At 34.7% G+C, this 23,833-nt stretch carries 27 protein-coding genes and 1 pseudogene; 23 read left to right on the forward strand and 5 right to left on the reverse strand.

What is annotated here, in order from left to right; genetic code table 11:
• Positions 1-5 precede the first annotated feature (5 nt).
• From CIGNP85_RS04460 to CIGNP85_RS04530, 14 genes and pseudogenes are all read left to right on the forward strand, one after another.
• Positions 6-959 carry a KpsF/GutQ family sugar-phosphate isomerase gene (locus tag CIGNP85_RS04460; protein ID WP_086225253.1) on the forward strand — a complete coding sequence of 318 codons (954 nt, stop codon included), beginning with the start codon at positions 6-8 and terminating at the stop codon, positions 957-959.
• 1 nt (position 960) lies between these two features.
• On the forward strand, positions 961-1,725 hold the full coding sequence (locus tag CIGNP85_RS04465) for a pseudouridine synthase (RefSeq protein ID WP_086287164.1): 765 nt from the start codon (positions 961-963) through the stop codon (positions 1,723-1,725).
• A gap of 5 nt (positions 1,726-1,730) precedes the next feature.
• Complete coding sequence (locus tag CIGNP85_RS04470) at positions 1,731-2,597, forward strand: restriction endonuclease (protein WP_059434219.1); 867 nt, start codon at positions 1,731-1,733, stop codon at positions 2,595-2,597.
• 14 nt (positions 2,598-2,611) lie between these two features.
• On the forward strand, positions 2,612-3,127 hold the full coding sequence (locus CIGNP85_RS04475) for a pyridoxamine 5'-phosphate oxidase family protein (RefSeq protein ID WP_086287167.1): 516 nt from the start codon (positions 2,612-2,614) through the stop codon (positions 3,125-3,127).
• Positions 3,128-3,161: 34 nt separating this feature from the next.
• Positions 3,162-3,236 (forward strand): annotated as a pseudogene (locus CIGNP85_RS04480) (arsenate reductase/protein-tyrosine-phosphatase family protein); the annotation flags it as partial.
• A gap of 76 nt (positions 3,237-3,312) precedes the next feature.
• Entirely contained in the window at positions 3,313-3,831 is a 519-nt protein-coding gene (locus CIGNP85_RS04485; protein ID WP_086235489.1) for a DUF1643 domain-containing protein, read from the forward strand.
• Between the two features lie 54 nt (positions 3,832-3,885).
• The gene (locus CIGNP85_RS04490) at positions 3,886-4,389 is read left to right on the forward strand and encodes a YqiA/YcfP family alpha/beta fold hydrolase (protein ID WP_086235488.1); all 504 of its coding nucleotides are present in this window, start codon (positions 3,886-3,888) and stop codon (positions 4,387-4,389) included.
• Positions 4,390-4,439: 50 nt separating this feature from the next.
• Positions 4,440-4,679 (forward strand): hypothetical protein, encoded by a 240-nt coding sequence (locus CIGNP85_RS04495; protein WP_086238470.1) that lies wholly within the window; start codon positions 4,440-4,442, stop codon positions 4,677-4,679.
• A gap of 358 nt (positions 4,680-5,037) precedes the next feature.
• Positions 5,038-5,922 carry a hypothetical protein gene (locus tag CIGNP85_RS04505; RefSeq protein WP_086287171.1) on the forward strand — a complete coding sequence of 295 codons (885 nt, stop codon included), beginning with the start codon at positions 5,038-5,040 and terminating at the stop codon, positions 5,920-5,922.
• Between the two features lie 118 nt (positions 5,923-6,040).
• Complete coding sequence (locus tag CIGNP85_RS04510) at positions 6,041-7,384, forward strand: PD-(D/E)XK nuclease family protein (protein ID WP_086268604.1); 1,344 nt, start codon at positions 6,041-6,043, stop codon at positions 7,382-7,384.
• A gap of 129 nt (positions 7,385-7,513) precedes the next feature.
• Complete coding sequence (locus CIGNP85_RS04515) at positions 7,514-7,696, forward strand: hypothetical protein (protein ID WP_086268605.1); 183 nt, start codon at positions 7,514-7,516, stop codon at positions 7,694-7,696.
• A 3-nt stretch (positions 7,697-7,699) separates the two neighbouring features.
• Positions 7,700-8,008: a hypothetical protein gene (locus tag CIGNP85_RS04520; protein WP_086268606.1), complete on the forward strand. Its 309-nt coding sequence runs from the start codon at positions 7,700-7,702 to the stop codon at positions 8,006-8,008.
• A gap of 65 nt (positions 8,009-8,073) precedes the next feature.
• Positions 8,074-8,778: an SIR2 family NAD-dependent protein deacylase gene (locus CIGNP85_RS04525; protein ID WP_086268607.1), complete on the forward strand. Its 705-nt coding sequence runs from the start codon at positions 8,074-8,076 to the stop codon at positions 8,776-8,778.
• Positions 8,779-8,798: 20 nt separating this feature from the next.
• Positions 8,799-8,939 (forward strand): BspA family leucine-rich repeat surface protein, encoded by a 141-nt coding sequence (locus CIGNP85_RS04530; protein ID WP_086268644.1) that lies wholly within the window; start codon positions 8,799-8,801, stop codon positions 8,937-8,939.
• A gap of 462 nt (positions 8,940-9,401) precedes the next feature.
• Here the strand turns inward: CIGNP85_RS04530 and CIGNP85_RS04535 are convergent, their stop codons facing one another.
• The gene (locus CIGNP85_RS04535; protein ID WP_086241565.1) at positions 9,402-9,791 is read right to left on the reverse strand and encodes a hypothetical protein; all 390 of its coding nucleotides are present in this window, start codon (positions 9,789-9,791) and stop codon (positions 9,402-9,404) included.
• Positions 9,792-9,930: 139 nt separating this feature from the next.
• On the opposite strand from CIGNP85_RS04535, the gene CIGNP85_RS04540 reads away from it, so the two are divergent.
• The 7 genes from CIGNP85_RS04540 (at position 9,931) to CIGNP85_RS04570 (ending at position 17,335) form a co-directional block, all read left to right on the forward strand.
• Complete coding sequence (locus tag CIGNP85_RS04540) at positions 9,931-10,704, forward strand: hypothetical protein (RefSeq protein WP_086241564.1); 774 nt, start codon at positions 9,931-9,933, stop codon at positions 10,702-10,704.
• A gap of 127 nt (positions 10,705-10,831) precedes the next feature.
• Positions 10,832-11,701 carry an agmatine deiminase family protein gene (locus CIGNP85_RS04545; RefSeq protein ID WP_086241563.1) on the forward strand — a complete coding sequence of 290 codons (870 nt, stop codon included), beginning with the start codon at positions 10,832-10,834 and terminating at the stop codon, positions 11,699-11,701.
• 36 nt (positions 11,702-11,737) lie between these two features.
• A complete protein-coding gene (locus CIGNP85_RS04550; protein WP_086287173.1) occupies positions 11,738-13,768 on the forward strand; it encodes an AAA family ATPase in 2,031 nt (676 codons plus the stop codon).
• Positions 13,769-14,028: 260 nt separating this feature from the next.
• On the forward strand, positions 14,029-14,928 hold the full coding sequence (locus CIGNP85_RS04555; RefSeq protein ID WP_086241561.1) for a helix-turn-helix transcriptional regulator: 900 nt from the start codon (positions 14,029-14,031) through the stop codon (positions 14,926-14,928).
• 43 nt (positions 14,929-14,971) lie between these two features.
• A complete protein-coding gene (locus tag CIGNP85_RS04560) occupies positions 14,972-15,727 on the forward strand; it encodes a uracil-DNA glycosylase family protein (RefSeq protein ID WP_086241560.1) in 756 nt (251 codons plus the stop codon).
• Positions 15,728-16,361: 634 nt separating this feature from the next.
• The gene (locus CIGNP85_RS04565) at positions 16,362-16,805 is read left to right on the forward strand and encodes a low molecular weight protein-tyrosine-phosphatase (RefSeq protein WP_086282874.1); all 444 of its coding nucleotides are present in this window, start codon (positions 16,362-16,364) and stop codon (positions 16,803-16,805) included.
• The gene (locus CIGNP85_RS04570; RefSeq protein ID WP_086244922.1) at positions 16,802-17,335 is read left to right on the forward strand and encodes a GNAT family N-acetyltransferase; all 534 of its coding nucleotides are present in this window, start codon (positions 16,802-16,804) and stop codon (positions 17,333-17,335) included. The genes CIGNP85_RS04565 and CIGNP85_RS04570 overlap by 4 nt, the downstream gene beginning before the upstream one ends.
• 44 nt (positions 17,336-17,379) lie before the next feature.
• Here the strand turns inward: CIGNP85_RS04570 and CIGNP85_RS04575 are convergent, their stop codons facing one another.
• Positions 17,380-17,754, reverse strand: a complete 375-nt coding sequence (locus CIGNP85_RS04575) for a group III truncated hemoglobin (RefSeq protein ID WP_086229611.1) — start codon at positions 17,752-17,754, stop codon at positions 17,380-17,382.
• 21 nt (positions 17,755-17,775) lie between these two features.
• Positions 17,776-18,846, reverse strand: coding sequence for an Mrp/NBP35 family ATP-binding protein (locus CIGNP85_RS04580; RefSeq protein ID WP_086229610.1), 1,071 nt, complete (start codon positions 18,844-18,846; stop codon positions 17,776-17,778).
• An 85-nt stretch (positions 18,847-18,931) separates the two neighbouring features.
• On the opposite strand from CIGNP85_RS04580, the gene CIGNP85_RS04585 reads away from it, so the two are divergent.
• The gene (locus CIGNP85_RS04585; protein ID WP_086287174.1) at positions 18,932-20,671 is read left to right on the forward strand and encodes a bifunctional chorismate-binding protein/class IV aminotransferase; all 1,740 of its coding nucleotides are present in this window, start codon (positions 18,932-18,934) and stop codon (positions 20,669-20,671) included.
• Positions 20,668-21,243 (forward strand): anthranilate synthase component II, encoded by a 576-nt coding sequence (locus CIGNP85_RS04590; RefSeq protein WP_086252300.1) that lies wholly within the window; start codon positions 20,668-20,670, stop codon positions 21,241-21,243. The genes CIGNP85_RS04585 and CIGNP85_RS04590 overlap by 4 nt, the downstream gene beginning before the upstream one ends.
• Here the strand turns inward: CIGNP85_RS04590 and CIGNP85_RS04595 are convergent.
• Positions 21,235-22,221 carry a YeiH family protein gene (locus CIGNP85_RS04595; protein WP_086287176.1) on the reverse strand — a complete coding sequence of 329 codons (987 nt, stop codon included), beginning with the start codon at positions 22,219-22,221 and terminating at the stop codon, positions 21,235-21,237. The genes CIGNP85_RS04590 and CIGNP85_RS04595 overlap by 9 nt on opposite strands.
• Positions 22,202-23,563, reverse strand: coding sequence for a phosphomethylpyrimidine synthase ThiC (thiC, locus tag CIGNP85_RS04600; protein ID WP_086253570.1), 1,362 nt, complete (start codon positions 23,561-23,563; stop codon positions 22,202-22,204). Before thiC ends, CIGNP85_RS04595 begins: the two co-directional genes overlap by 20 nt.
• Between the last annotated feature and the right edge of the window lie 270 nt (positions 23,564-23,833).

Here is a 23,833-nt window from a genome sequence, read left to right on the forward strand (position 1 = left end):
TAAAAATGGATATAGCTAAAATTGCAAGTGAAGTTTTAAATTTAGAAGCTGATGAGTTAAGGCGTCAGGCTGGTTTAGTTGGTAGCGAATTTCAAAAAGCTGTAAATTTAATTTATAGTTGCAAAGGCAAGCTAATAGTAACTGGCGTTGGCAAAAGCGGCCATATTGGAGCTAAGATTGCTGCTACTTTAGCAAGTACTGGAACGCCTAGCTTTTTTATCCATCCAACAGAGGCTATGCATGGTGATTTGGGGATGATTGGGAGTGATGATGCAGTTTTGGCTATTAGTTATAGTGGCGAAAGTAGCGAGCTATTAGCTATTCTTCCGCATATTAAAAGAAGAGATATAAAAATCATAGGCATCTCTAAATCAGGTTCAAGCTTAGCTAATTTAAGTGATGTAAATTTAAATATAGATATAGAGCGTGAAGCTTGTCCAATAGGTGCAGCGCCTACAGTATCAACTACGCTAACCTTAGCGCTTGGTGATGCGTTAGCTGTTTGCCTTATGAAGCTTAGAGATTTTAAAAGCGAGGATTTTGCAGCATTTCATCCAGGTGGAAGCCTTGGCAAAAGGCTATATCTAAAGGTAAAAGATACTATGAGAAAATCAAATTTACCAATTGCCAAAGATGATATATCGTTAAAATCAGCCATTACAGCAATGAGCGAAGGTAGATTAGGTAGTGTAATTTTAGTAGATAATGATGGCAAGCTTAGTGGAATTTTAAGCGATGGAGATTTAAGAAGAGCATTAGAGCAAGATAGCTTTGATATTAACTCTAAGGCTATAGAATTTGCAACCAAAAATCCAAAAACTCTAGATAATCCAGATATGTTAGCATATGATGCATTTAGATTAATAGAAGAGTATAAGATTCAAATTCTCATAATACAAAAAGATCAAAAACCAATAGGTCTTTTACATATTCATGATTTAACGAGCTTAGGGCTATAAAATGCGTATCAATAAATTTATCTCACACAATACAAACTACTCACGCCGTGAGGCTGATGAGCTTATCAAGGCTGGTAAGGTCAGTATAAATGGGCGAATTATAAGCGACTTATCAACCGATATCAAAGATGGCGATAAAGTAAGAATCGGCTCAAGGCTAGTTAAGCTCAAAAAAGAATTTAGCGTCATAGTCTATAACAAACCAAAAGGCGAGCTAGTAACCAAAAGGGACGATCGTGGCAGAAGGACGATTTATGATAGTTTGCCACGGGGATTTTCTAAATTTATTAGTATCGGTAGGCTAGATTTTGCTAGTGAGGGGCTTTTGCTTTTGACTGACGCTCCTGTGATTGCTCAGGCTCTTATGGATAGTGATATAGAGCGCGAATACTACCTAAAAATTAAAGGCAATATCACAGAACAAGTGATAAATGCGATGCGTGAAGGCTTTTTCGCTAAGGATGCTACCAAAGGAGCTCATGCTAAAACAAAGCAAATTTCAATGGAATTTAAACCATTTTTAGCCTATAGAATCATAAGCCAAAGCGGTGGCTACACAAGGCTAAAAGTCATCATAAATGAGGGGCAAAATAGAGAGTTAAGAAGGTTTTTTGGCTATTTTGATTTAGAGGTTATGGATCTAAAGCGAGTTAGCTTTGGTAGGGTTAGCTTGGATCAATTAGGCGAGGGGAAATGGCGGTATTTCACGAATTCTGAATATGATGATTTAAGAGATTTTTTAAAGCAAAATGGAGTAAGGTATTAAGTAAGATGGTTCCAAAATTTAATGAAATGGCTTTTGTAATTTTGAAATTTGCTATGAGTAAAGATGTTTTTACTCGTCAAGATGTTTATGCTTTTGTAGCTGATTATTATAAATTTAGTCAAGAGGATTTGGAAAAAACTACAAAACGAGGACAGCAATTATATAAAAATAGGGCAGATTGGGCTATTACTTATTTAATGGGTTCTGATAAAACAAATGGTAGTATAAATCGCATCATGAGAGGCGAGTACAAAATTACTGAATTTGGAATACAACTTAGCAAAGATGAAAATAAATTTAATAAATGGTTTTATGACAAGACGCCGACAAACCAAAATTTAGTAGACGATATCCAAACTCCAGATGAAAACCTAGAAGCAAATATCGAAGAGATACATTTAGAAGTGAAAGATGAGATCATTAGTCGAATTTTAGAGCGTGAGCCTAGATTTTTTGAGAATTTGGCTTTGGAGCTTATGAAAAAGATAGGCTATGACGTGGGTGGCTCTAGTTTAACCCAAAATGGTGCAGATGGCGGGATAGATGGTATTATAAATGAAGATTTATTTGGATTTTCTAAAATTTATATACAAGCTAAACGTTATGATAAGGGTAAAATCGGTCGTGATGCGCTTCAAGCATTTGCAGGAGCGCTTTCAAATAAACCAACAACAAAAGGGCTTTTTATAACTACTTCAACATTTACAAAAGAAGCTATAGAATTTGCTAAAGAACATCAAAATTATTCTATAGTTTTGATAGATAAATACAGACTTACTGATTTGATGCTAAAATATGAAGTTGGCGTGGAAGTCAAAGAGATCAAGAAAATTTATAAAATAGACGCTGATTTTTTTGAACAAGAAATTTAATAAATAGGATAATTATGCGTCGAAGTGATCGTGAATTAGATCAAGAGATTGCCTTGAAGATTATCGATGAGTGTCAGTATGCGACTCTTAGCTGTATAGATGAAAATAATGAGATATTTAGTATCCCTATTTTTATAGCTAGAGATGGTATGAGTATTTATATCCACGGAGCAAAAACTGGCTCAAAAGCTAGATTATATAAAGATGGTAAAATCGTAGAGCTAGTCGCCGTTAGCCATAACAGAGTTCCCACACCTAGCTATGAGTATTGTGAGAGTATCAAAGATAGTGCTAGTGAGCTTGGGAGTAGAGTTTTTACTACTGAATATCAAAGTGCCATAGCCAAAACTAAGGCTTATGAAGTTACTAATGAGAGTCAAAAGATAAAAGCTTTGGAGCTATTGTGTAAAAAATATACGCCAAATTATATGGATTATTTTGATACTGCGGCGATTGGATCGCTAAGTAAAATCAATATTTATGAATTAAAAATAGCGCATTTAAGTGCTAAAGCAAAGATTATCAAATAAATGATATTTTAAAGCAAAATATAAAGAGGTGTTAATGGTTAAATCAATTTTGTTTGTATGTCTTGGCAATATTTGTCGCTCGCCTTTGGCTGAAGGCATCGCAAGAAAGGCGCTTAATTTTTTTTTAAGTTAAAATTAGGGAATTCTAGAATTCCTAAGATAATTAAAATTAAAAGGATATAAAAATGTATAAATGGAAAGATGGCTTTGAGCCTGATATTTGCGATAAAGACGAGCAATGTAGATATGTGCTTGGCAAAAAAGGCAATAAAACAATGATTTGTATAGGGGCGAATCCTAGCGTAGCAAAAGGCAATGAGTCTGACAGGACTATGAATAATATTTGTTCTATTTTAGCAAACAATGGCTATGACGGCTATGCGATGATAAATTTATATCCGCTAATATCTACTAACCCAGATGAACTAAAAGACTTTGATGAAAAAATTCATAAAACTAATTTAGAAAAAATCAAAGCTATATTAGCCGAGTTTAAAAATAGTGATATTTTGCTTTGCTATGGTGATGTTTTAAATAAGCGTAAATATTTGAAAGAACCTTGCTTAAAAGATATTTTAAAGCTTTTTGATGGACATAAAATAAAATGTCTTGGAACCACAAAAAATGGCTTACCAAAGCATCCATCACGCATAAGCACTAAAAGCGAAATAATTGATTATAAAATAAAAACCGACAATAAATAGTCTGTAATTTTAGCTAGAATTCTACTTGTAAAACCTAAAACCAAAGGATAATCAATGTTTGCGTATATTCACGGATATGGCTCAAATAAAAACGGCAGAAGTGGAAAGGTGCTAAAAGAGCTTTTAGGGGCAAGGGGCGAAGTTTTAGAGCCACTTGGCTGGGATAGTAATGCCACTTATGATGAGATTTACGCTGATTTAAAGTCGCAAATTCTAGATTTGCAAATTCACACAAATGATAGTCTAACGCTAATTGGCTCATCGCTTGGTGGATATCTCTCAGCTCGTTTTGGTATGGATTTGGGGCTAAAATCTGTGCTTTTTAATCCATCTTTAACACCTCGCTTTCGTATCCCTAGTGTGCCTGATTTGGTGCTTGATAAGCCTATAAATGCGCTTATTTTTGTATCTGCTGATGATGAGCTTTTAGCTCAAAATGATATAAAAGTAAAAGCACTTTTTGGCTCTAAGGCGCAAATATTCATCACTCACACCACTCATAGAGTGATGGACTATGAGCCTTTTATAGCTAGAATTCTAGAATTTGCTAAAAACTAGAATTCTAGTTGTATTTTGATATAATACTATTTTTATTTAAGGGGAATAATATGCTTGAATTTAGCGTTAAAATCGATCCTAGCTTAGAAAAAGTAGCGATAAACGCAATAAAAGATGTGCTAAAAAAAATTGACCCAAGTGCGATTTTTGTGCAAAATAGTGGGCTTAGCAAAAACGATGAAGATGATTTTAAAGAGCTTTTAAAGGACAAAAAAGCTGGAAAATTAGAGTTTATAAACGCTGATGAAATGTGGGCAAATATAGATAAAACAATAGCAAAATACGAATGAAAATAATTTATAGTAAGAAATTTCAAAATTCCTTAGCGAATATAGTAGATTTCATCGCACAAGACAGCCCAAAAAGAGCTAGAGAATTTGCCACAAACCTTAAATCAAACAATCGCTTTTATGCCCTATAAGCATAGAAAAAACTTCATAGCAAATGATGAAAATATCCGTGATTTTATTTTTAAGGGTTATGTAATTATCTTTGAAATAAATGAAAATATTGAAATCTTAAACATTTATAAGCACAATTTGCCTAAATGATAAATTTAAAAACGACAATAAATAGTCTGCAATTCTAGCTAGAATTATGTTATAATTGCCAAAATGCAAAAAATGTATCGGCAGAAAGGATAATAAAATGGATACAAATCTTACAAACTACTTGGAATTCTTAGAAAATTCTAGCAAATTCAAAGCGATGGATAAAGCTGCGAAGGCGCAAATGCTAAGCCAAATAAATGAACTTATCAAAAGCGACGCTCTTTGGGTGCGAAACTCACACAAAGATGAGATTAAAAGGCGCATTTCAAAGGCTCTTTTTGCTAGGCTTTATAGTGACAAAAAAGATGAAATCATCGCAAAAATCAAAGAAGAAAAAATTGCTATTTTTAGCGTGTTTAGCAAAGAACCAAACCAAAAATACCCAAAAGAGCTAAAAGAGCTTAGAAAGCGTGGAGATATAGAATTTGCCGTAGCTTTTGGCAGGGGCAAGGACGAGAGCGGCGAGAATATTTTTGCCACTACTTTTATCGCATTTGCCAAATCAGTAAGCCTGCCTATCTCGCCTATCGCCCAAAGGGTAGCTTGCAAGTATGAGTGCGGTGGCAAGTATATTTACGGAATAAATAGATTTAAAATTTATGATGCTTTTGATGAGAGTAGCGAGTTCTATGGCATTGCCAAAAAGTGCGATATAATCAATTTTGATAAGCAATGCGAGATAAATTTGGCTTTGCTTAAAGAGCTGATTTTTCTGCCTGATTGGATAAAGGACTTTGCTTTTACTCACGCTAAGGCGCTGTTTTATGAGCGGCTCTGCGATGAGATAATAAGCGCAAATAGGCAAGTAATCGGCTCTGTCACCGGACAAACTGCTCGCTCGCTGTGGAGCGATAACTACGATGTAAGCTCGTATTTTAAAACCCCAGAGCCAAGCAATACCACGCTAAGTTATGTATTTAAAGTGATAGCAGACAAAATGGAAGAAGATAGGAATTTAAGTGGTTTATACAAAGAGAGCTAGAAAAAGACTTTAAATAGTCTGCTTGTTTTGTTAAAATTGATACTTTAAAAAAGTTATAGTTTTACTATAATCATAAAATTTTTTGAAATTCTAAAACTAAATCTTTTAAGGAGAGAAAATGACTAAAATATTGCTAAACAAAGTTTTTGTTGGTGAGTATTTAGATAAAAATATTGGTCACGAAGCAGTATGTCTTTTTAAGGCGGATAATGGTGAGCATTATATTTATGTAACACCTTATGGTGAAGTTAGTAAAACAAATGAGCTTAAAGAGAATGATTATATTCTTTTAGTAAGAAGTGGTATACAAAAAAAATTTCTAGAAGTCATAGGCTATGCTACTGGATTAGAGTGTATTTGTAGTAAAGAATTTTTAAAATGTAAGAATAACAATAAAAACGATAAAATAAAAGCGCAAAAAGAATGGATAGAAAACAATAATATACGATATGGTGGCGCATTACTTACTGAAATATTAGAAAGTAAAAATACAAAAAAATCGGATGGAACAGAGTATAAAAAAACAGCATTTTATACTTCATTTAGAGCCAAAAAAGTGAAGTTAGCAAAGGAAAAAATATACATTACTAGAGATGAGAATGAGGAAAAGAAGGATGGAGAATATGAAAATATATGTTATATCCCTTATACTTTTACAAGAAATACTCAGTATTTGTATGATGGCTTACTTTTGGGGAAAAATAAAGATAAAGTAAAATTAGAAAAACTTATTAAAGTTATTGAAAATGATAAATTCTGGGACGATAATATTAAAAAAATCAATCTAGAGGCTGAAGATTTTGAAAGCCTTGTAAAAAATGAAAATTTAAGTTTTATGAAAATTATAGGCAAACAAAATGATGAACTGGCATTTTCGAGCTGGATAAGCTACTGGCTTGATGAAGATAGAGAGTTGTTAGCTAAATTTTGCCAAAAATTTACCAACACGGAAATAGACAAAGAAAATACTAGGATTTTTAGAGAATATGAAAATATAGATATTTACATAAAAGATGACAAAAATGCTATCGTGATAGAAAATAAAATTAAATCTGGTATAAATGGTATAAAGCAAGATGAAGAAACAAACGAAATAACAAGCCAGCTCGATAAATATTATGGTGTTGCCAAAGAAAAAGATAATGAAGAAAAAGAAAGAGAAGTTAAATGTATTTTACTTTTACCAAACCATCACAATATAGTAAAAGAATATGCAACGGAAAACAGCGAAAAAATATATAAGACTTCAAAGGACATTGAATACAAAATTCTAACATATACCGATATTTATGGCTTCTTTAAAGAATATTTTGAAGATAATAAGCCAAAAACAGATTTTGAAGAAGCAATGCGCAAGGAGTTTCTAAAAGCCTTAGAGCCACATACAAAACCATATCAAAATGAGCTTTACGAAACAGCTATGTATAGATTGGCAAAAAAAATTATAAGTTTGAATAAATAACATTAGGAATGAGTATTTTAAATGCTCATTCCTAATCTAAAATTCTCATAAAGCCAAAAAACCGACAATGAATAGTCTGCTTTATATGTTAGAATTCCTATAAAATTTATAAAATCAAAGGAATTCTAGATGGAAAAATATCGGCCAAAAAGTTTAGCCCAGCTAAAAGCTCTTGTAAAAGATGAGAGCGTGTATCTAGGCGATATCGATACTAATCTTATTGCCGATATGACTTCGCTCTTTGAGCCTGATGATATGTTTGGTGGCTGTGATTGCGCCGTTCCTAGCTGGTATAATAAAATGAAAGGATGAAAAATGGGCATCTCAAAATCTCTATATATAAATGATATGCAGTGTCCTAAGCTGCTGTGGCTAAGTAAGCACCGCAAGGGCGATGAGAGTGTGTTTGCGCCAAATGCTAGCTTGGAGGCTGTTTTTGAGCGTGGAAATGAAGTTGGTGAGCTAGCGTGCGAGCTATTTAAAGGCGGAGAGCGCATTGAGTGGGAGGGCACGAGCTTTGATGAGAAAATCGCTAAAAAACGCAAAGAGCTACTAGCTTATTGCGGACTTGATACACTGGCGATGGTAAAGGTGCTCGAAGGACTAAAAGAGCTGGTAAAATAGGTATTTGCAGCTATAAAAATAGTCTGGAATTTTGGCTAGAGTTATTAGTATTTTTAGGAGTAAAGATGAAAAAAGTGCTTATTTTAAGTGGTGCTGGGCTATCAGCTGAGAGTGGGCTAAGGACTTTTAGAGACTCTGACGGACTTTGGGAAGAGTATGATATAGAAGAGGTCTGCTCGGCTAGGGGTTTTAAAAAAGATAGGCAAAAAGTGCTAGATTTTTACGACAAGCGCAGGGCTCAGTTAGCTGGCTGTGAGCCAAACGAGGCTCACCGCATGATAGCTCGTATAAAGGCAAAATACCCTGAGCAAATCGCAGTACTAACGCAAAATGTAGATGATTTGTTAGAGCGGGCAGGCTGCATGGATGTCGTTCATTTACACGGATTTTTGCCTGAGATTTACTGTGAGCATTGCAAAAAAATAGAATATATCGGCTACGAGGCTATAAATGCTAGAGAGCATATTTGTAAATGTGGGTGTAAGAAGTTTCGCCACAATATCGTTATGTTTGGCGAAGCAGCACCTTTTTATGCTACTTTATACCACGAGCTAGAAGATTTACGATATGCTGAGGACTCTCTTTTTGTATGTATAGGCACGAGTGGTCAAGTGCTAGATGTGGCAAGCTTTGCGCGCTTTGCTAAAAATAGCATTTTAAACAACCTTGATAAAAGCGATATAGACCACGCATTTAACAAATGCTACATAGAAAAAGCCACAACTGCTGCGCCAAAAATAGAAGCTGATATAGAGAAGTTTTTTAGCTAGAGTTTTAGCAAAATAGCTATATAGAGCTTAAGAGATGCGCTTGTTTTAATATCCTTATTGGATACTGGGATGTAAGTAGTGTAGAAAACACAGAAAGCATGTTTAATGGAGCTAGGGCTTTTAATCAGCCCTTAGATAAGCCAGCAAATCTTAAAATTTAGTGTCGCATGTTTCATAATTGTAAAGGTTTTACCTACTTACTAAACGATAAAAAATGCAAAAAGATTACTTACCACGCTGTTATTTTATATATGAAGCGATAAATAAATAGTGTGATAATTACTCACGCTATTTATTTGCTAACAAGGTGTATAATTTGCAAATTATACACCTGCTAAAATTTTTATAATAAAATATAAGAAATCGTGCTTTTCATAATGAAAATCTATTAAAAATACAACAAAATGGTTTGCCCAGGCTAAGCGCAAAGGTTGATTTTGAAAATAATGATTTTGCTATTAAGCGTATAAATCCAAACAAACTCATAACCTTTTTAGATGATATTTTAAAAGGATTTGAAATTAACTTAGTGGAGTAAAAGTGGGGAGGCGTCTCCCCATAAATCATTTTAATTATAGCGCAATTTTAGCCAAAAAGCAAGAGTTTTGCGATAAAATTTTGCGCTATTTTCTTTGTTTTATTCCGCCTAGCATGATACCACAAGTGATTGTATCGCTTGTTTGCTCTTGGCTTGTGTTTGTGCCGATATAGACATCATCAATCTTGTTGCCTAAGCACTCATTTATCGTTTCTATGGTGTTTTGCGCTATCTCAAATGGTAAATCAGGGCGAGTGCTAATGTGGATAAATGCTATTTTTGCGCTTTTTAGATTGTAAAGTTCGCTCTCTATATCAAAAAGCTCTTTGATTTTTAAGACTATGCTTTGCTCATTTGCTTTGATTTCTTTGATATAAGAAAGTCCGCCGATATCTAAAAAGTCCTTTAAATCGTTATGGTCAAAATAGATATCGTCTTGCTCATGTGCTTTGAAAAATGATTTTAGTAGTTGCATTGTTGTTCCTTTTTTAATATAAAATTATAGCAAAACAAAGCGACAATGTGTGTCGGTTTTTAGGCTTTTTAGATATATCTTGGGTTTATAAAAAAGCTACAAAATTAGCTATAATCACAAAAACTAAAAAGGGAAGAAAATGAGTAAAGTTAAATTAAAAGAGCTTTTAACGAAAGAGTCTTTGCTAGAAAATGGAGTTAATGGGTTAGAAGAAAAATTTGATGAAATTGCCAAAATTCTACTAACAAAAACAAAAATAGTAAAAGGCATAAGAGAATACTATATTACGGATATAGAATTCTACCTTTATTGCGATGGACATGAGGATATTATCACTTATCCACGAAATTGTGAGGCAGGCGATTGGTTTTTTCACGATAGTGGCGTAGATATAAGTTTTGGTAGCAATTTAAGTTTTGAAGACGATAAGGCGATTTTGGAAAATAATTCCTTTTTTGGCGGAATTTTACTGCGTGGAATAAAGCCAGTGGGTGGATATTCAAGCAGCAAAAACCTAACGGATGCCCCTAAAAATATTGTTGACGAACTTTTTGATAAATTTAGTGCTTTTGAAGAATCGGAGCATTTTTTAGTAAATTTTCCTCTTTTAAAAGAAGAGTCAGGTCATGACCTAAAAGATCGAAAACTGAACGATATTGTTACAAGAACTTATCGTCATCATATTTTACGGAAATGCGAAAACAATAAAATAATAAAAGGCTTTATAGGAAAAGAAGAAATTGATAGAATAAAAAGCAGCATAGAAGAAATAAAAAAATATTCAACTCCAAGAGCTGAGTTGATTCTATCAGATAGGTATGTAATTAACAATGATAAAGGAAAAGAGAATATAATAAATGCTTTTGCTGATAGTGCTCTAAAGCCTTACCGCTACACAGTAAAATTAAACTAAATAACTTACTAGAATTCTAGAATTCTCTTAGGGGAATTCTAGAATTTTCCCCTAAGAAATTCATAAGAAATTTTTCAGTTTTACTACATTTTTACGCCGTTATAATCTCACAAAAAAAGGCGCAAAAATGAATGATTTTGATACAAACTTTGTGTATATCTCAAGGCTTTTGCGAAGTGATTTTAAGCCCTTTTGCGATGAGCTAACTGGGCTTTTTGATAAGCTTGGCATTGCATGGGATTTTTTAGATGGCACGAGAGATATCTGGGTGCGTGATTTCATGCCAGTTCAGCTGAGCAAAGATAGCTTTTGGGGCTACAAATATAGCCCTGATTATCTGCTGGGCAAAGAGCGATATATCAGCGACCAAGCCAAAATCGCTAAGAGTATAAAACTAGAATTCCGCCCTAGCGATATAGTCTTTGATGGTGGAAATATCGTCTTTGCTGGCGAGTATGCGCTGGTCTGCGATAAGGTTTTTGCTGAGAATTCTAGAAGCAAAAATGACAAAGAGTTTATAGCTCGCTTAGAAAAAGAGCTTGGCAAAAAGCTGATTTTCTTGCCTTGGAGAGCGCACCCTAGCGATAAAAATGGCGATATTTACGGACATAGTGATGGCTTTGTCAAATACTTCGGAAAGAACAAAATTCTAATGTCAAGCCACGCTGATAGCTATCCTAGCGAAGCGCAAGATATAAAGCTAATTCTAGAATTCCATGGATTTAGCGTGGAGCAGATGAGCTTTGCCAAGCCTTGTTATGAATACGACTGGGCATATATAAACTTCTTACAAATAGGCTCGCATATCATCATGCCTAGCTTTGGCGGTGCTAATGATGAAATAGCAAAGGAATTTATAGCTAGAGCTTTTGTGGGGGCAAAAATATCTAGCATAAACTGCCAAAAAATCGCTAGTTTAGGCGGTGCCTTACACTGCGTAGCATGGAATATTTTTAAAAAATCTAATGCTACAAACGACAAATTTATGTCTGCTTAGTCTTGTATAATACTATAAAAATTCAAAGGAGCTAAAATGAAAGTTTACACGCCAACTGGTCTAAGAGATAAAATCAAGCTATGGGCACTAAGAGCGATATTTGAGTGCGATGGAGTTTATGACCTTGTGATTAGAAATGATGATAGCTGTAATCTTTTTGGTATTCCTTGTGATTTGGAGAAAAAAGACGCTCCAAAGGTAAGCAAAATGCTAAAAGACGAGCTAAGACGCCTTGAAGAGCTAAATGAGGCTGGTAAAATAGGCTCTAATGCTAACCTAAACGCAAACTTAGAGCTAGTAAAAAACACTCTTGGTCTAAGTCAAACTGAGCGTGATTTGCTAGAGTTTTTTGCTGCGTCAAAGTCTATAGGAGTGTTAAAAGAGCTGATGAGAGATATTAAGGTGGATACTTCCCAGCTAAGCTTTTTCATCTCAAAGGTGCTTGGAGTAAGGCTAAATCTAGTAAAATCTGCGCTAAAGGCTAACTCGGCTCTGCTTTCTTGTAAAATAATTAAGCTTAATAAAAATCGTTATAGACCTGATTTTGACGATTTGATAGAGTTTTGCGATGATGATTTTCCTTTTAATTTAATAGAGCTTAAAAAGCCTAGTATTGATATGCTTTTTGCTGGGATTTTGCGCAAGTGTTCTAGCCCAAAGCTTGAAATAAGTGATTATGAGCATTTGAGTATAAAGACTGATGATATCTTAGAGTATTTAAAAAACTGCCAAAAAGGCGCAAATATCTTGCTTCATGGTTTGCCTGGCACTGGCAAAACCGAGTTTTGTAAGGCTATTGCTAGCAGGCTTAAAAAAGAGCTTTTTGAGGTGGCATTTTGCGATGATGATGGGGATAGTCTAAACTCACCCCAGAGATTTTCTAGCTTAATTTGTGCAAATGCTCTGTTGGAAGCGAAAAATAGCGTTATTTTGTTTGATGAAGTGGAGGATATTTTTAGAGATAGGCATATTTCAAAGGCTCTCATAAACCGCACGCTTGAAGAAAATATAGTGCCTACATTTTGGCTTACAAATGATGTTTATAGCATGGATAATGCGTATATTAGGCGATTTGATATGGTAATAGAGTTTAAAATCCCACCAAAAACTAAGCGCAAAGAGCTAATAAAAAATTACACAAAAGGGGCTGTGTGCGAAAAAACTATAAATAAACTAGCCAAAAACAAAGATATCGCCCCAGCTCTAATAAGTAGCGCAAGCAAGGTGCTAAATACCCTAAAAGTAACAGATGAAAAAGAGCGAAATAAGCTCTTTACTACACTAATAAATGCTAATCTAAACGCCCAAGGCAAACTACGCATAGAGAGCAAAAAGTCTAAAAAAATCAAGGGTACAGAACTGCCGCAAAGCTACGATACTAGCTATATAAATACTAGCGTAGACCCGCAAGCCATGGTAGCAGGGATAAAAGAAAGACCAAATGCTAGAATCTGCCTATATGGCGTAGCTGGCACTGGCAAAAGTGCGTATGCTAAGTTTATAGCTAGCGAGCTAGGCTGTGAAATAATTATCAAAAAAGCTAGCGAAATCCTAGGTATGTATGTGGGGCAAACTGAAAAAAACATAGCAAATGCCTTTAAAGAGGCTAAAAATAAAAAAGCCGTGCTAGTCTTTGACGAGGTTGATAGCTTTTTGCAAGATAGAAGCAGCGCAAATCGCTCGTGGGAGATAAGTCAAGTAAATGAAATGCTTGTTCAAATGGAAAGCTTTAATGGTGTTTTTATCGCTACAACCAACCTTTGTGAAAGCCTTGATAAAGCGAGTTTAAGGCGCTTTGATATGAAAATTGAGTTTGGGTATTTAAAGCCTTGGCAAGCTAGCGCATTATTTAAAAAAGAATGCGAGCTTTTAGGACTTGAAATAAGCGCTGGTGCTTTGGAGTGTGTAAGCTCTCTAAGAGCCTTAGCCCCTGGCGACTTTGCGGCGGTTAAAAGAGCAAATGCCTTTTATCCTATAAAGGATAGCGATGACTTTGCTAAACGCTTGGCTGATGAAGTAAAGATAAAAAACGCCGAGAGTGGCAACAAACTAGGCTTTGTGAGATAGGGAATTCTAGAATTAGCTGAGGATAAAGGTAAAAATTTACAATTTTACCTTTATTTTTAAAATATTTTGCTATAACATGGCTTAAAGCGTTAATGCGCCAATGTAGTCAAGGCGGACTGCAAACATAGGGAGATATAGGTTCAACTCCCGCTTAGTGCTTTACTTTTTTACTCTTGGCTACTTTTCTTGTTTTTGTTATCTTACAAGTTTGAAATATATCATTATTATGTTAGAATTTTGAAAATTAAAAAAGGCAAAGCATGAAAGAAATACAAAAAGAACCAAATGAGCGTTTTTGGCGCATAAATGAAATCTGTAAGCTAATCGTAAAAACTCCACTTAGCACCAGCCAAATCGCAGACAAGCTAGGAGTGAGCGAGCGCACCATCCAGCGTGATTTAAATGGCGTTCTAGTCAAATACGGAGCTGTGCGAAATGGTAGGCTGTGGAGCATAGATGAGAGTAAAATTGACCCAAAAGACGAAAATCAAATCATCCTAGCCGTGCTTGATAAAATGGCAAAAAATGTAGGGGCTGAGTTCTACTCAAAGGCTCATGGTTTGCTAAAAGGTATAAGCGAAGGGCTAAATCATCCGATTTTTGTAAGTCTAAGCGCTGAGAAGCTAGGGAAAAAAGACATTGAGCTAATAGAAAACCTAGAGAGTGTCATCGCAAGTCGCAATGAAATAGAACTACTGTATTTTAGTAAAACTCACAGACTCTCGCCTATTAAAATTGCGCTATTTGATGGCTTTTGGTATCTGCTTACAATGGCTGGTGAAAAGCTTAAGAAATTTCACCTAAAAAGTATAAAAGAGATAAAAATTCTACCTAGTAAATTTAAGATAGATGAGAGCCTAGAAAACCGCATTAAAAGTGCTAATTCGGCTTGGTTTGACCCTGAGAAAAGCTTTATCGTAAGGCTATGGATAGATAAAGTGGTCAAAAAATACTTTGAGCGAAAACCACTGCCAAATCAACAAATAATGTGTGAGAACGAAGATGGCAGTATAGAAATAGAAGTTCAAATCACACATATAATGGAGATAAAACCGCTTGTTTTTTATTACCTGCCGCATATCAAAGTTATAGAGCCTAGCAGTCTAGCCGATGATATACTAGCGGAGATGGAGAGGTATATAAAAGAAATAAGGGGTTAGTTTTGTTTGTTATAATTACTAAAGTGCTTAGAAAAGGCAAAAAATGAAAGATAAAAAACAAAAGTATTTATCCCTTATAGAACGAGCAAGACAAAATTACGAATATAAAAAACACGCAAATTTCAAGTGGTGTGATGAGTGTAAAAAAGCAATAAACCTATGGACTTATTGGCAAGGTCTAGGCTATGAAATAGATACTCCAAAAATAAGTATCTTGCTTGTGGGGCAAGACTGGGGCAATACAGATTTTGACAGTGGAAAAACACTAGAAAACATTTCTAAGATAAATTCACTAAGTCCAAATGAATATGAAAAGATACAATATTTAGATAGTTTAAAACCTTTTGTAACTGATAAAAATTTAGTAGAATTATTTGCCAGCATCGGCTATCCTAATATAGACAAAAAGCGATATAGCGATTTATTTTTTACAAACATTTCGCTAGGATATCGCAAAATAAATACTTCAGCACACATTACAAAAGCCGAAATTTCTACAGATAAAGAGATTTTTAAAGAGCTTGTAGAAATTCTAGAGCCCAAATATATCATAGCTCTTGGCAAGATGACTTATGAGATTATTTTAGAAGCATTAGAGCTTGAAGTACCAAAAATTGCATCATTTAATCATTTTATTGTAACACAAAATGGCTTAAAATATAACAAAAGCAAAATCTATGTTGTAGCGCACCCTGGCGGAATGGGTAGTGCAAATAGAAAAAAGGGTGATAAAAGCAATAAAACTAGCATTGAGCTGCAAAAAGAAGATTGGATAAAAATATTTTTTAATACGACATAAAAGTGTCTGTTTTGATATATATAATTCCTTTCAAATCCTATTGTCTGATGAAAGCAAATACTACGGTGAATTAGTTGATGAAAGGGTAAAAAAGGCGACTATGAATACGAGCTTTGCGGATATAAGCTTGTTGATGATGCGGATGATGATTTTGAGTTTTGGAGTGCTTATATCTCTAAATGATGACTTTTGAGGTACCAGTAAAATATCTCTCTCGTATTGAAAAAAGTGATGATTAAAAAATCATGCCTTTATGAAGAGGGCGAGATCGCTTTATCAAAAGTTATTTTAATGTTTTAAATGATTTTTACAACAGATAATAAATAGTCTGCAATTCTAGCTAGAATTATGATATAAAAGCAAATATAGAACTAGGGAATTCTAGAATTCCCTAGAATTATAATGTTGGTTTTGTTATAATTCACAAAATAATTTTAATTATAAACTAAGGAAATATTTTGGTTTTACAAACTTTTTGGCTAGAAATGGTGGTAGAATTATATAATTCTTAAAAAAATTAAAATTGGAATGATATAAAAATGTATAAATGGAAAGATGGCTATCCGCCACATCCATCACGCAAAAGCAAAACAATTAAAATAATTGATTTTAAAATAAAATATAAGAGGTCTTAATGGTTAAATCAATTTTATTTGTATGTCTTGGCAATATTTGTCGCTCGCCTTTGGCTGAAGGTATCGCAAGAAAGGCAGCCAAAGAGCGTGGCTTAGATATTTTGATAGATTCGGCAGGGACTAGCAATTATCATATATCAGAGCCACCAGATAGTCGCTCTATAAGGATCGGGCGGCAAAATGGAGTTGATATCTCTATGTTAAAAGGTAGGCAAATTGATAGGAGTGATTCTAAATTTGATTTGATTATAGCGATGGATAGGCAAAATTATGATAATATTTTGCGTTTAAAGCTTGGCAATAAGGTAGCTTTGATGGGGGATTTTGGGCTTGATGGGGCTGAAATTCCAGATCCGTATTATGGTGATATGAGTGATTTTCAAAGCGTTTATAATATGCTTAAAAATGCGATAAATACGATGTTTGATGAGGTTTGTAAATGAGTTTGGATTGTAGATTAGTTGATATAAATAGCGATATTTTTACAGATATTTTAAGGCTAAATTCAGAAGTTTTCCCTTCAAATGAGCTAGTAGCACCAATAAATTTATCTAATAACATATATGCAAATGATGAAAATCTATCTATTTTCTCTTTTTATAATGATAATGAGTTTGTAGGTTATGCTGCTATATATAGCTATGAAAATATATCTTATTTAGCATTTTTAGCAGTTTGTGTTAAGTATCAAGGGCGTGGTTTTGGTGGTTTAATTTTAGAAATTTTAAAATCAAATTTTAGCCAAATTGTCTTAGAGATTGAGAGTTTAGATCCAAAAGCTACTGATTACTTACAAAGAGTCAAACGCAGTAAATTTTATAACAATCACGGATTTAAAGATTCTGGTTATAAAATATCATATTGCAAAATGACCTATAGTATTTATAGTAATTTTGAGTTTGATTCTAAGCAATTTATAGATATGTTTAATCTATTTAAGAGCAAAAATTATTTTGATTTTAAATTTGAATAGCAGATAATATTTAGCTAAATCCAGCCAAATTTGGCTGGATATAATTATGAGTATAAAACTGATTTAAATCTATTTGCGATCATTTGAGCGCGCATTAAGATCATATCAGCAATTTCAGGCTCATAAATGCTATCTAAGCTCTCTTTAAACAAATTTAGCCAATTATCAAAATATTCAGGCGGAAATGGATCAAGATTCATATGAGCTTGCATAGGATTGCCTCTAAATTCGCTCTGACCTATGAGCATCCCTTTCCAAAATTCACCAATCTTAGCCTTATGAGCGTCCCACGCCTCTTCGCTTGTGCCGATTTTGTTATTAAATATCTCGCCAAGACCGCTCTCATCTTCTCTAATAGCTTCATAAAAGCTCTCCATAAGCTTAGCAATGCTCTCGTTTGTGATCTCTTTGTATTTCATTTTTTATCCTTTTAAATTTGATTAATGACAGCCAGATCTACTCATATCAGGCTGAATAGCTGAGTTATCAGCACCGCCATTTGCGTTGATATCTTCTATAATCTCCCATAGCTTTGTAGCGGCCTCTTCATATCTTTTAGCGCTAATTGAATTTGGCTCATAAAAGCTAACTGGCCTTCCGCTATCACCACCTATTCTAACAGATGGTTCTATAGGAATTTGGGCTAGTATCGTGGTATCATACTCACTAGCTAAAGCATCAGCTCCACCCTTGCCAAATATATCATACTCTTTGCCATTATCAGGGCAGATAAATCCACTCATATTCTCTATCACGCCAGCCACTGGAATATGGAGCTTTTCGAACATATCAAGGCTTCTAGCGGAGTCATCTAGGGCGACTGTTTGCGGAGTTGTAACGCAAATTCCAGCTGTTACTGGCACGCTTTGGGCTAGGGTGATTTGTGCATCGCCGGTGCCTGGAGGCATATCAAGAAGCAAGATATCTAGCTCTCCCCACTCAACTTCATTTAAAAGCTGAGTTATAGCCTTCATAATCATAGCGCCACGCCACATTAATCCTTGACCCTCTTCTATCAAAAGCCCCATGCTCATCATCTCGATTCCGTGAGTTTGAAGTGGCTTTAACTTTTGGCCTATGACTTCGGGCTGTTTGCCTTGGACACCTAGCATTCTTGGGATATTTGGCCCATAGATATCAGCGTCTAATAGCCCTACTTTTTTGCCTTGTTTGGCTAGGCTAATGGCTAAATTTAAAGTAGTTGTGGATTTACCTACGCCACCTTTGCCGCTGCTTACCATTACGAAGTTTTTAATCTGTGGGGCGATATTTTTGCCGCTTTGTGAATTTGATTGCTGGGTTTGAGGTTTTGGGGCGATGATCTCTATCTCTTTGTTTAAATTTAGCTTTTCTATCTCATTTTTGATAGTTTGAGCGACTTCAGGTTTGGCTGAGGTGATCTCTACTATGATCTTTGGATCTGTGGATTTAACAAAGCCAAATTCTACAATGCTCTTTTTAAAGCCTGGGTAAATCACGCTTTTTAGTCTGTCTAGAATTTTTTCATCCATTTTTAGTCCTTTTTAAAATTTAGGTATATTAGCTAAAAATTATAAATCTTTGGCTAAAATTTTTTAAATTAAAATAGAGAATTATATGAGTGAATTTAGCATTTTTGGTAAATATTTATATCGTGATTTAAAAAGCGAATTTATCTGCTTTAATAAAGATGAGCTTAATCAAGCTTTAAAAACTATACAAAAGATAAAAAATTTATATTTTGTAGGTTATATAATTTATGATATTAGCAAAACAGCGTCAAATTACCCTATAGCGCACTTTAAAGGTTATAAAAATAAAGAGATTTTCAAACCTAAAAAAAGCTTTGAATTCTCTATATTTAAGCCATATTTTTATCCGCAAATTGTAAAAAATTTATCCAAAAAAGAGTATGAAAAAGCATTTAATCAAATAAAAGATGAATTAGCCAGTGGCAATAGTTATCAAATAAATTTCACAAATGAACTACAAATATCCACCAAAGCTAGTAGCAAGGAGATTATAACCTCACTTTTAAGTAGGCAAAAGAGTAGATATTTTGGCTATTTTAAGAGTGAATTTTGTGAGATAATATCATTTTCGCCAGAGCTGTTTTTTAAATTAAAAGGCAAGAAAATCACCTTTGCGCCTATGAAAGGCACTATAAAACGGGGTCAAAATAAAGATGAAGATAGGGTTTTAAAAAATAAGCTTAAAAACGACCCAAAAAATAGAAGTGAAAATTTGATGATAGTTGATTTGCTCCGTAATGATATGAGTAAGATTATCAAAATTGGCTCATTAAAGCTAAAAGAGCCGATGAAAATCATCAAGCTAAAAACGCTATTTCAAGCGATTTCGCCGCTTAAAGCAAGGCTTAAGAGCAGAAATTTAAATAAGATTTTTGAAGCGGTTTATCCTTGTGGGTCGATTACTGGTGCGCCAAAACTTGCCACAATGCGTATTATAGAGCGTTTAGAAGCTAGAGATCGTGGGGTTTATTGCGGTGCGATGGGGGTGATTAGTGATAAAAGGGCGGAATTTAGCGTGCCGATTAGAACGCTTCAGAAATGGGCTAAAGATGAATATTATAGATATGGCGTTGGGAGTGGCGTGGTATGGGACTCAAAGTGCGATGATGAATTTGCTGAATTGGAGCTAAAAAGTAGCTTTTTAAGACCAAAAATTGAATTTAATCTTTTTGAGACTATGTTGCTACGTGGAGATAAGATATTTTTGTTACAAAATCACTTAAAAAGATTGATAAATAGTGCTAGATTGCTAGGATTTAAATTGCCTATGGGATTTGAGCTTTGCGAGATGGATGAAGAGAGATTGAAATTTAGCGATATAGTTGGTGGGATTAATGGCGGATTTGAGAGTATAGATAAATTTACAGATATTTTTGCTAATTTAAGGGCTGATAATGTGGATTTAAGAGTGAATTTAACCCTTAATAAAAATGGCGAATATCAGATAACTCAAACTCAAATTCCCCCACTTAAATCCCATAAAATCGCAATTAGCCAAAACCGCCTAAACTCTTGTAATGATCTATTGTATCACAAAACCACGCTAAGAGATGAGCGGATTATAGATGATGGGCTTTTTGATATTTTTTATCTTAATGAAAGAGATGAGCTATGCGAGGGGAGTCGCTCAAATATCGTCTTAAATATCGGTGGTGAGCTATTAACACCAAAATTAGATTGTGGTATGCTAGATGGGACTTTGCGCAAAAGGCTACTGAAATTTGGCGAGATAAAAGAGGCGATTTTGGGTTTAGATGATTTAAAAAATGCTAAAGAAATTTACGCTATTAACTCACTTCGTGGCGCTATCAAGGTGGAGTTATGAGAGTTTTACTAATAGATAATTATGACTCATTTACCTATAATATAGTCTATTATTTAAAGGAGTTAGGCGCTAAAGTCAAGGTAGTCAAAAATGATTTTGCTAAAGCCAAAAAAGCTATAAAATATGCTAATAAATTTGATAAAATCATTATTTCACCAGGCTTTGGCACACCTGATGATTCTGGAGTTTGTATGGATATTATTAAGGCTCTTGGGGCTAAAAAGCAGATTTTAGGTATATGCTTAGGTCATCAATGTTTGGCTAAGGCTTTTAGCGCAGAAGTGGTGCGGATGCCACGCCCTTTTCATGGGGTGAGCGTGGAGTGTGAATTTAGCAAATCCACACTTTTTAAAGGGGTGAAAAAGCCATTAAAAATCGCTTTGTACAACTCATTGCGAGTTGTAAATACGGCTGAATTTGATATCTTAGCAGATATAAAAGTGGAGAATAAAAGCATTATAATGGCTATCAAACATAAAAAATATAGTTGCTATGGGGTGCAGTTTCACCCTGAGTCTATATTACAAGCTCAAGGTAAAAAGATATTAAAAAATTTCTTAAATTTAAAATAGCAAATTTGCTAAGACAAAAGCCAAAACAATAAGCCACAAAAATATCAAACTAGAAGCGATAAATACCTTTAAATTCGCATTTTTCAAAGCTTTTTTGGTGATTGTAAGCCCTAGGGCGCTCATCGCAACACTAAGTAAGAAATTATCAACTAAAGATATGAATTCTCTAACTTGCGGATTTATAAATCCAGAGCAGAGCAACGCTACAAAAAACCATAGAGCAAAATATGGGAAATTCGCCCTAATGCTTGATTTTTCGCCGATGAAAAATCCACTAGCAAGGCTTAGAATTATCAAAAATGGCGCTAGCATTAGAACTCTTAACATTTTTATTATAATTGCGTTATTGGCTACTACTTCATTATAGGCACTAGCACCAGCTACATGCGCTACTTCGTGTAAGCTAGCACCGATTATAAATCCAGCTTTGAGATTTTGAGCTTCACTAAGGACAAATGGATATACAAACATCCCTAAACTACCAAATATCACAACCGAGCAAAGTGCGATGGCCACGGCATTTGGTGAAGCTTTAACAATACTTTGAGTAGCCATCAAAGCAGCCGCACCACAGATGCTAGACCCAGAGCTTATTAAGACTGAAAGTTTCTTATCAATACCAAAAACACGACAGATAAAATATCCAAAAATAAAACTACTAAAAACAATGATAAAAGCGCTTAAAATCCCAGCATAGCCGATACTAAGTGCATCATCAAGGCTGATTTTAAATCCATATAAGATAATGCCTAGTCTTAGAATTTGCTTTGTAGATATAGCCAAAATCCCACTTCTAGCTATCAAATTCGCACTTTTTTGGCTACTATTGGCTAAAATAGCACCCAAAATCACAGCAATTATCAAAGCGCTAATCCCATAAGCACTTAAAAAATTCGCTAATAAAATAGATATCGCCGCTAAAATTATCAAGATAGTAGCGGCGTAAATTTTCCTTGTTTTATATATCTTTGCTCTCATTTGTAGGGTAGCTTTCACAGCTAGTTTTGGCTATCTCTTGGCTGATTTTATAAGCGCAAAATTTCGGCCCACACATAGAGCAAAATTCAGCTTCTTTAAAGACATCTTGAGGCAAGCTCTCATCATGAAGTTCTCTAGCCTTATCAGGATCTAGGGCTAATTCAAATTGCTTATTCCACTCAAATTTATATCTAGCGTCGCTCATAGCGTGATCTCTATCTATAGCTCCTGGTCTATTAAGGGCGATATCAGCAGAGTGGGCAGCGATTTTGTGTGCTATTATCCCATCTCTTACATCTTTTGCGTTTGGTAGGCCTAAATGCTCTTTTGGCGTTACATAGCATAGCATACTAGCACCATGATATGCAGCCATAGTCCCACCAATAGCACTTGTAATATGATCATATCCAGCGCCTATATCAGTTGGAAGTGGCCCAAGGATATAAAATGGCGCATCATCGCAAAGTCTTTGCTCCTCTTTCATATTAAATTCAATCTGATTAAATGGCACATGGCCAGGGCCTTCTACCATTACTTGGACATTTTTGGCCCAGGCTCTTCTAGTTAGATTGCCAAGCTCTTTAAGCTCGGCCATTTGAGCCGCGTCACTCGCATCAGCCAAGCAGCCAGGACGCAAGCTATCACCCAAAGATAGAGCCACATCATATTTAGCACAGATATCGCATATATCATCAAAGGCTGTGTGGAATGGATTTTCTTTGTGATGTTTCATCATCCAACTAGCCATCAAGCTACCGCCACGGCTGACAATTCCCATTTTGCGTTTAGCCACTAATGGCATAAACTCAAGCAAAAATCCAGCGTGGATAGTGAAGTAGCTAACGCCTTGTTTAGCCTGTTTTTCGATACAATCTAGCATAATTTGTGGTGTGAGATTATCTAAATCCTTGATATCGTGAATGATTTGGTATATTGGCACGGTGCCAATCGGGACGGTTGAGTTGGCTATTATAGCCTTTCTAATAGCATCTAAATCCCCACCAGTGCTTAGATCCATCACGGTATCGGCTCCATATTTTAAGCATACATTTAGCTTTTCTATCTCTTCATTTATATTGCTGATTATCGCACTTGATCCGATATTTGCGTTGATTTTACAAGTTACGGCTCTGCCTATTGCCATCGGAATTAGATGATGATGATTGATATTTGATGGGATTATGAGCTTTCCACTTGCGATTAGGTCTCGAATTTGGGTTGCTTGAAGCTTTTCTATCTTGGCTACATACTCCATCTCTTCAGTGATTATGCCCTTTTTGGCGTAATACATTTGAGTTGGGGTAGCGTCGTTTTGGCGTTTTTGACACCACTCTTTTCTCATTTATTATCCTTTTTTAAGCGTTTAAAAAGTGAATTTTACAATATTTAATTAAATACAAAACAACTCTTAAATAATTTGTTGATTTAAATTTGATTTATATAATTTGTTCATTAAATTTAGACTATTTTGAGCTATTTGTGTTACAAATTTAGCTGTTATAATATTATTGAGTAGAGATTACACATTAAAAAGCTTAAATTTAATATATCTTAAATATAGTTTTTAAGTGGCTTTTGTAAGTAAATTTGGTTTATATTTGATTAAAATATC

This window comes from Campylobacter sp. P0085, from assembly GCF_002139495.1.
Lineage (GTDB): Bacteria > Campylobacterota > Campylobacteria > Campylobacterales > Campylobacteraceae > Campylobacter > Campylobacter devanensis.

Bases quoted from the DNA above. Each gene is read 5' to 3' on its own strand.
- CIGNP85_RS04575 (WP_086229611.1), bottom strand. From the start codon at position 17,754: ATGAAATACAAAGAGATCACAAACGAGAGCATTGCTAAGCTTATGGAG.
- CIGNP85_RS04510 (WP_086268604.1), top strand. From the start codon at position 6,041: ATGACTAAAATATTGCTAAACAAAGTTTTTGTTGGTGAGTATTTAGAT.
- CIGNP85_RS04585 (WP_086287174.1), top strand. From the start codon at position 18,932: ATGAGTGAATTTAGCATTTTTGGTAAATATTTATATCGTGATTTAAAA.
- CIGNP85_RS04555 (WP_086241561.1), top strand. From the start codon at position 14,029: ATGAAAGAAATACAAAAAGAACCAAATGAGCGTTTTTGGCGCATAAAT.
- CIGNP85_RS04465 (WP_086287164.1), top strand. From the start codon at position 961: ATGCGTATCAATAAATTTATCTCACACAATACAAACTACTCACGCCGT.
- CIGNP85_RS04570 (WP_086244922.1), top strand. From the start codon at position 16,802: ATGAGTTTGGATTGTAGATTAGTTGATATAAATAGCGATATTTTTACA.
- CIGNP85_RS04545 (WP_086241563.1), top strand. From the start codon at position 10,832: ATGAATGATTTTGATACAAACTTTGTGTATATCTCAAGGCTTTTGCGA.
- CIGNP85_RS04485 (WP_086235489.1), top strand. From the start codon at position 3,313: ATGTATAAATGGAAAGATGGCTTTGAGCCTGATATTTGCGATAAAGAC.
- CIGNP85_RS04565 (WP_086282874.1), top strand. From the start codon at position 16,362: ATGGTTAAATCAATTTTATTTGTATGTCTTGGCAATATTTGTCGCTCG.
- CIGNP85_RS04515 (WP_086268605.1), top strand. From the start codon at position 7,514: ATGGAAAAATATCGGCCAAAAAGTTTAGCCCAGCTAAAAGCTCTTGTA.
- CIGNP85_RS04535 (WP_086241565.1), bottom strand. From the start codon at position 9,791: ATGCAACTACTAAAATCATTTTTCAAAGCACATGAGCAAGACGATATC.
- CIGNP85_RS04520 (WP_086268606.1), top strand. From the start codon at position 7,700: ATGGGCATCTCAAAATCTCTATATATAAATGATATGCAGTGTCCTAAG.
- CIGNP85_RS04495 (WP_086238470.1), top strand. From the start codon at position 4,440: ATGCTTGAATTTAGCGTTAAAATCGATCCTAGCTTAGAAAAAGTAGCG.
- CIGNP85_RS04540 (WP_086241564.1), top strand. From the start codon at position 9,931: ATGAGTAAAGTTAAATTAAAAGAGCTTTTAACGAAAGAGTCTTTGCTA.
- CIGNP85_RS04590 (WP_086252300.1), top strand. From the start codon at position 20,668: ATGAGAGTTTTACTAATAGATAATTATGACTCATTTACCTATAATATA.
- CIGNP85_RS04460 (WP_086225253.1), top strand. From the start codon at position 6: ATGGATATAGCTAAAATTGCAAGTGAAGTTTTAAATTTAGAAGCTGAT.
- CIGNP85_RS04470 (WP_059434219.1), top strand. From the start codon at position 1,731: ATGGTTCCAAAATTTAATGAAATGGCTTTTGTAATTTTGAAATTTGCT.
- CIGNP85_RS04505 (WP_086287171.1), top strand. From the start codon at position 5,038: ATGGATACAAATCTTACAAACTACTTGGAATTCTTAGAAAATTCTAGC.
- thiC (WP_086253570.1), bottom strand. From the start codon at position 23,563: ATGAGAAAAGAGTGGTGTCAAAAACGCCAAAACGACGCTACCCCAACT.
- CIGNP85_RS04525 (WP_086268607.1), top strand. From the start codon at position 8,074: ATGAAAAAAGTGCTTATTTTAAGTGGTGCTGGGCTATCAGCTGAGAGT.
- CIGNP85_RS04550 (WP_086287173.1), top strand. From the start codon at position 11,738: ATGAAAGTTTACACGCCAACTGGTCTAAGAGATAAAATCAAGCTATGG.
- CIGNP85_RS04490 (WP_086235488.1), top strand. From the start codon at position 3,886: ATGTTTGCGTATATTCACGGATATGGCTCAAATAAAAACGGCAGAAGT.
- CIGNP85_RS04475 (WP_086287167.1), top strand. From the start codon at position 2,612: ATGCGTCGAAGTGATCGTGAATTAGATCAAGAGATTGCCTTGAAGATT.
- CIGNP85_RS04595 (WP_086287176.1), bottom strand. From the start codon at position 22,221: ATGAGAGCAAAGATATATAAAACAAGGAAAATTTACGCCGCTACTATC.
- CIGNP85_RS04560 (WP_086241560.1), top strand. From the start codon at position 14,972: ATGAAAGATAAAAAACAAAAGTATTTATCCCTTATAGAACGAGCAAGA.
- CIGNP85_RS04580 (WP_086229610.1), bottom strand. From the start codon at position 18,846: ATGGATGAAAAAATTCTAGACAGACTAAAAAGCGTGATTTACCCAGGC.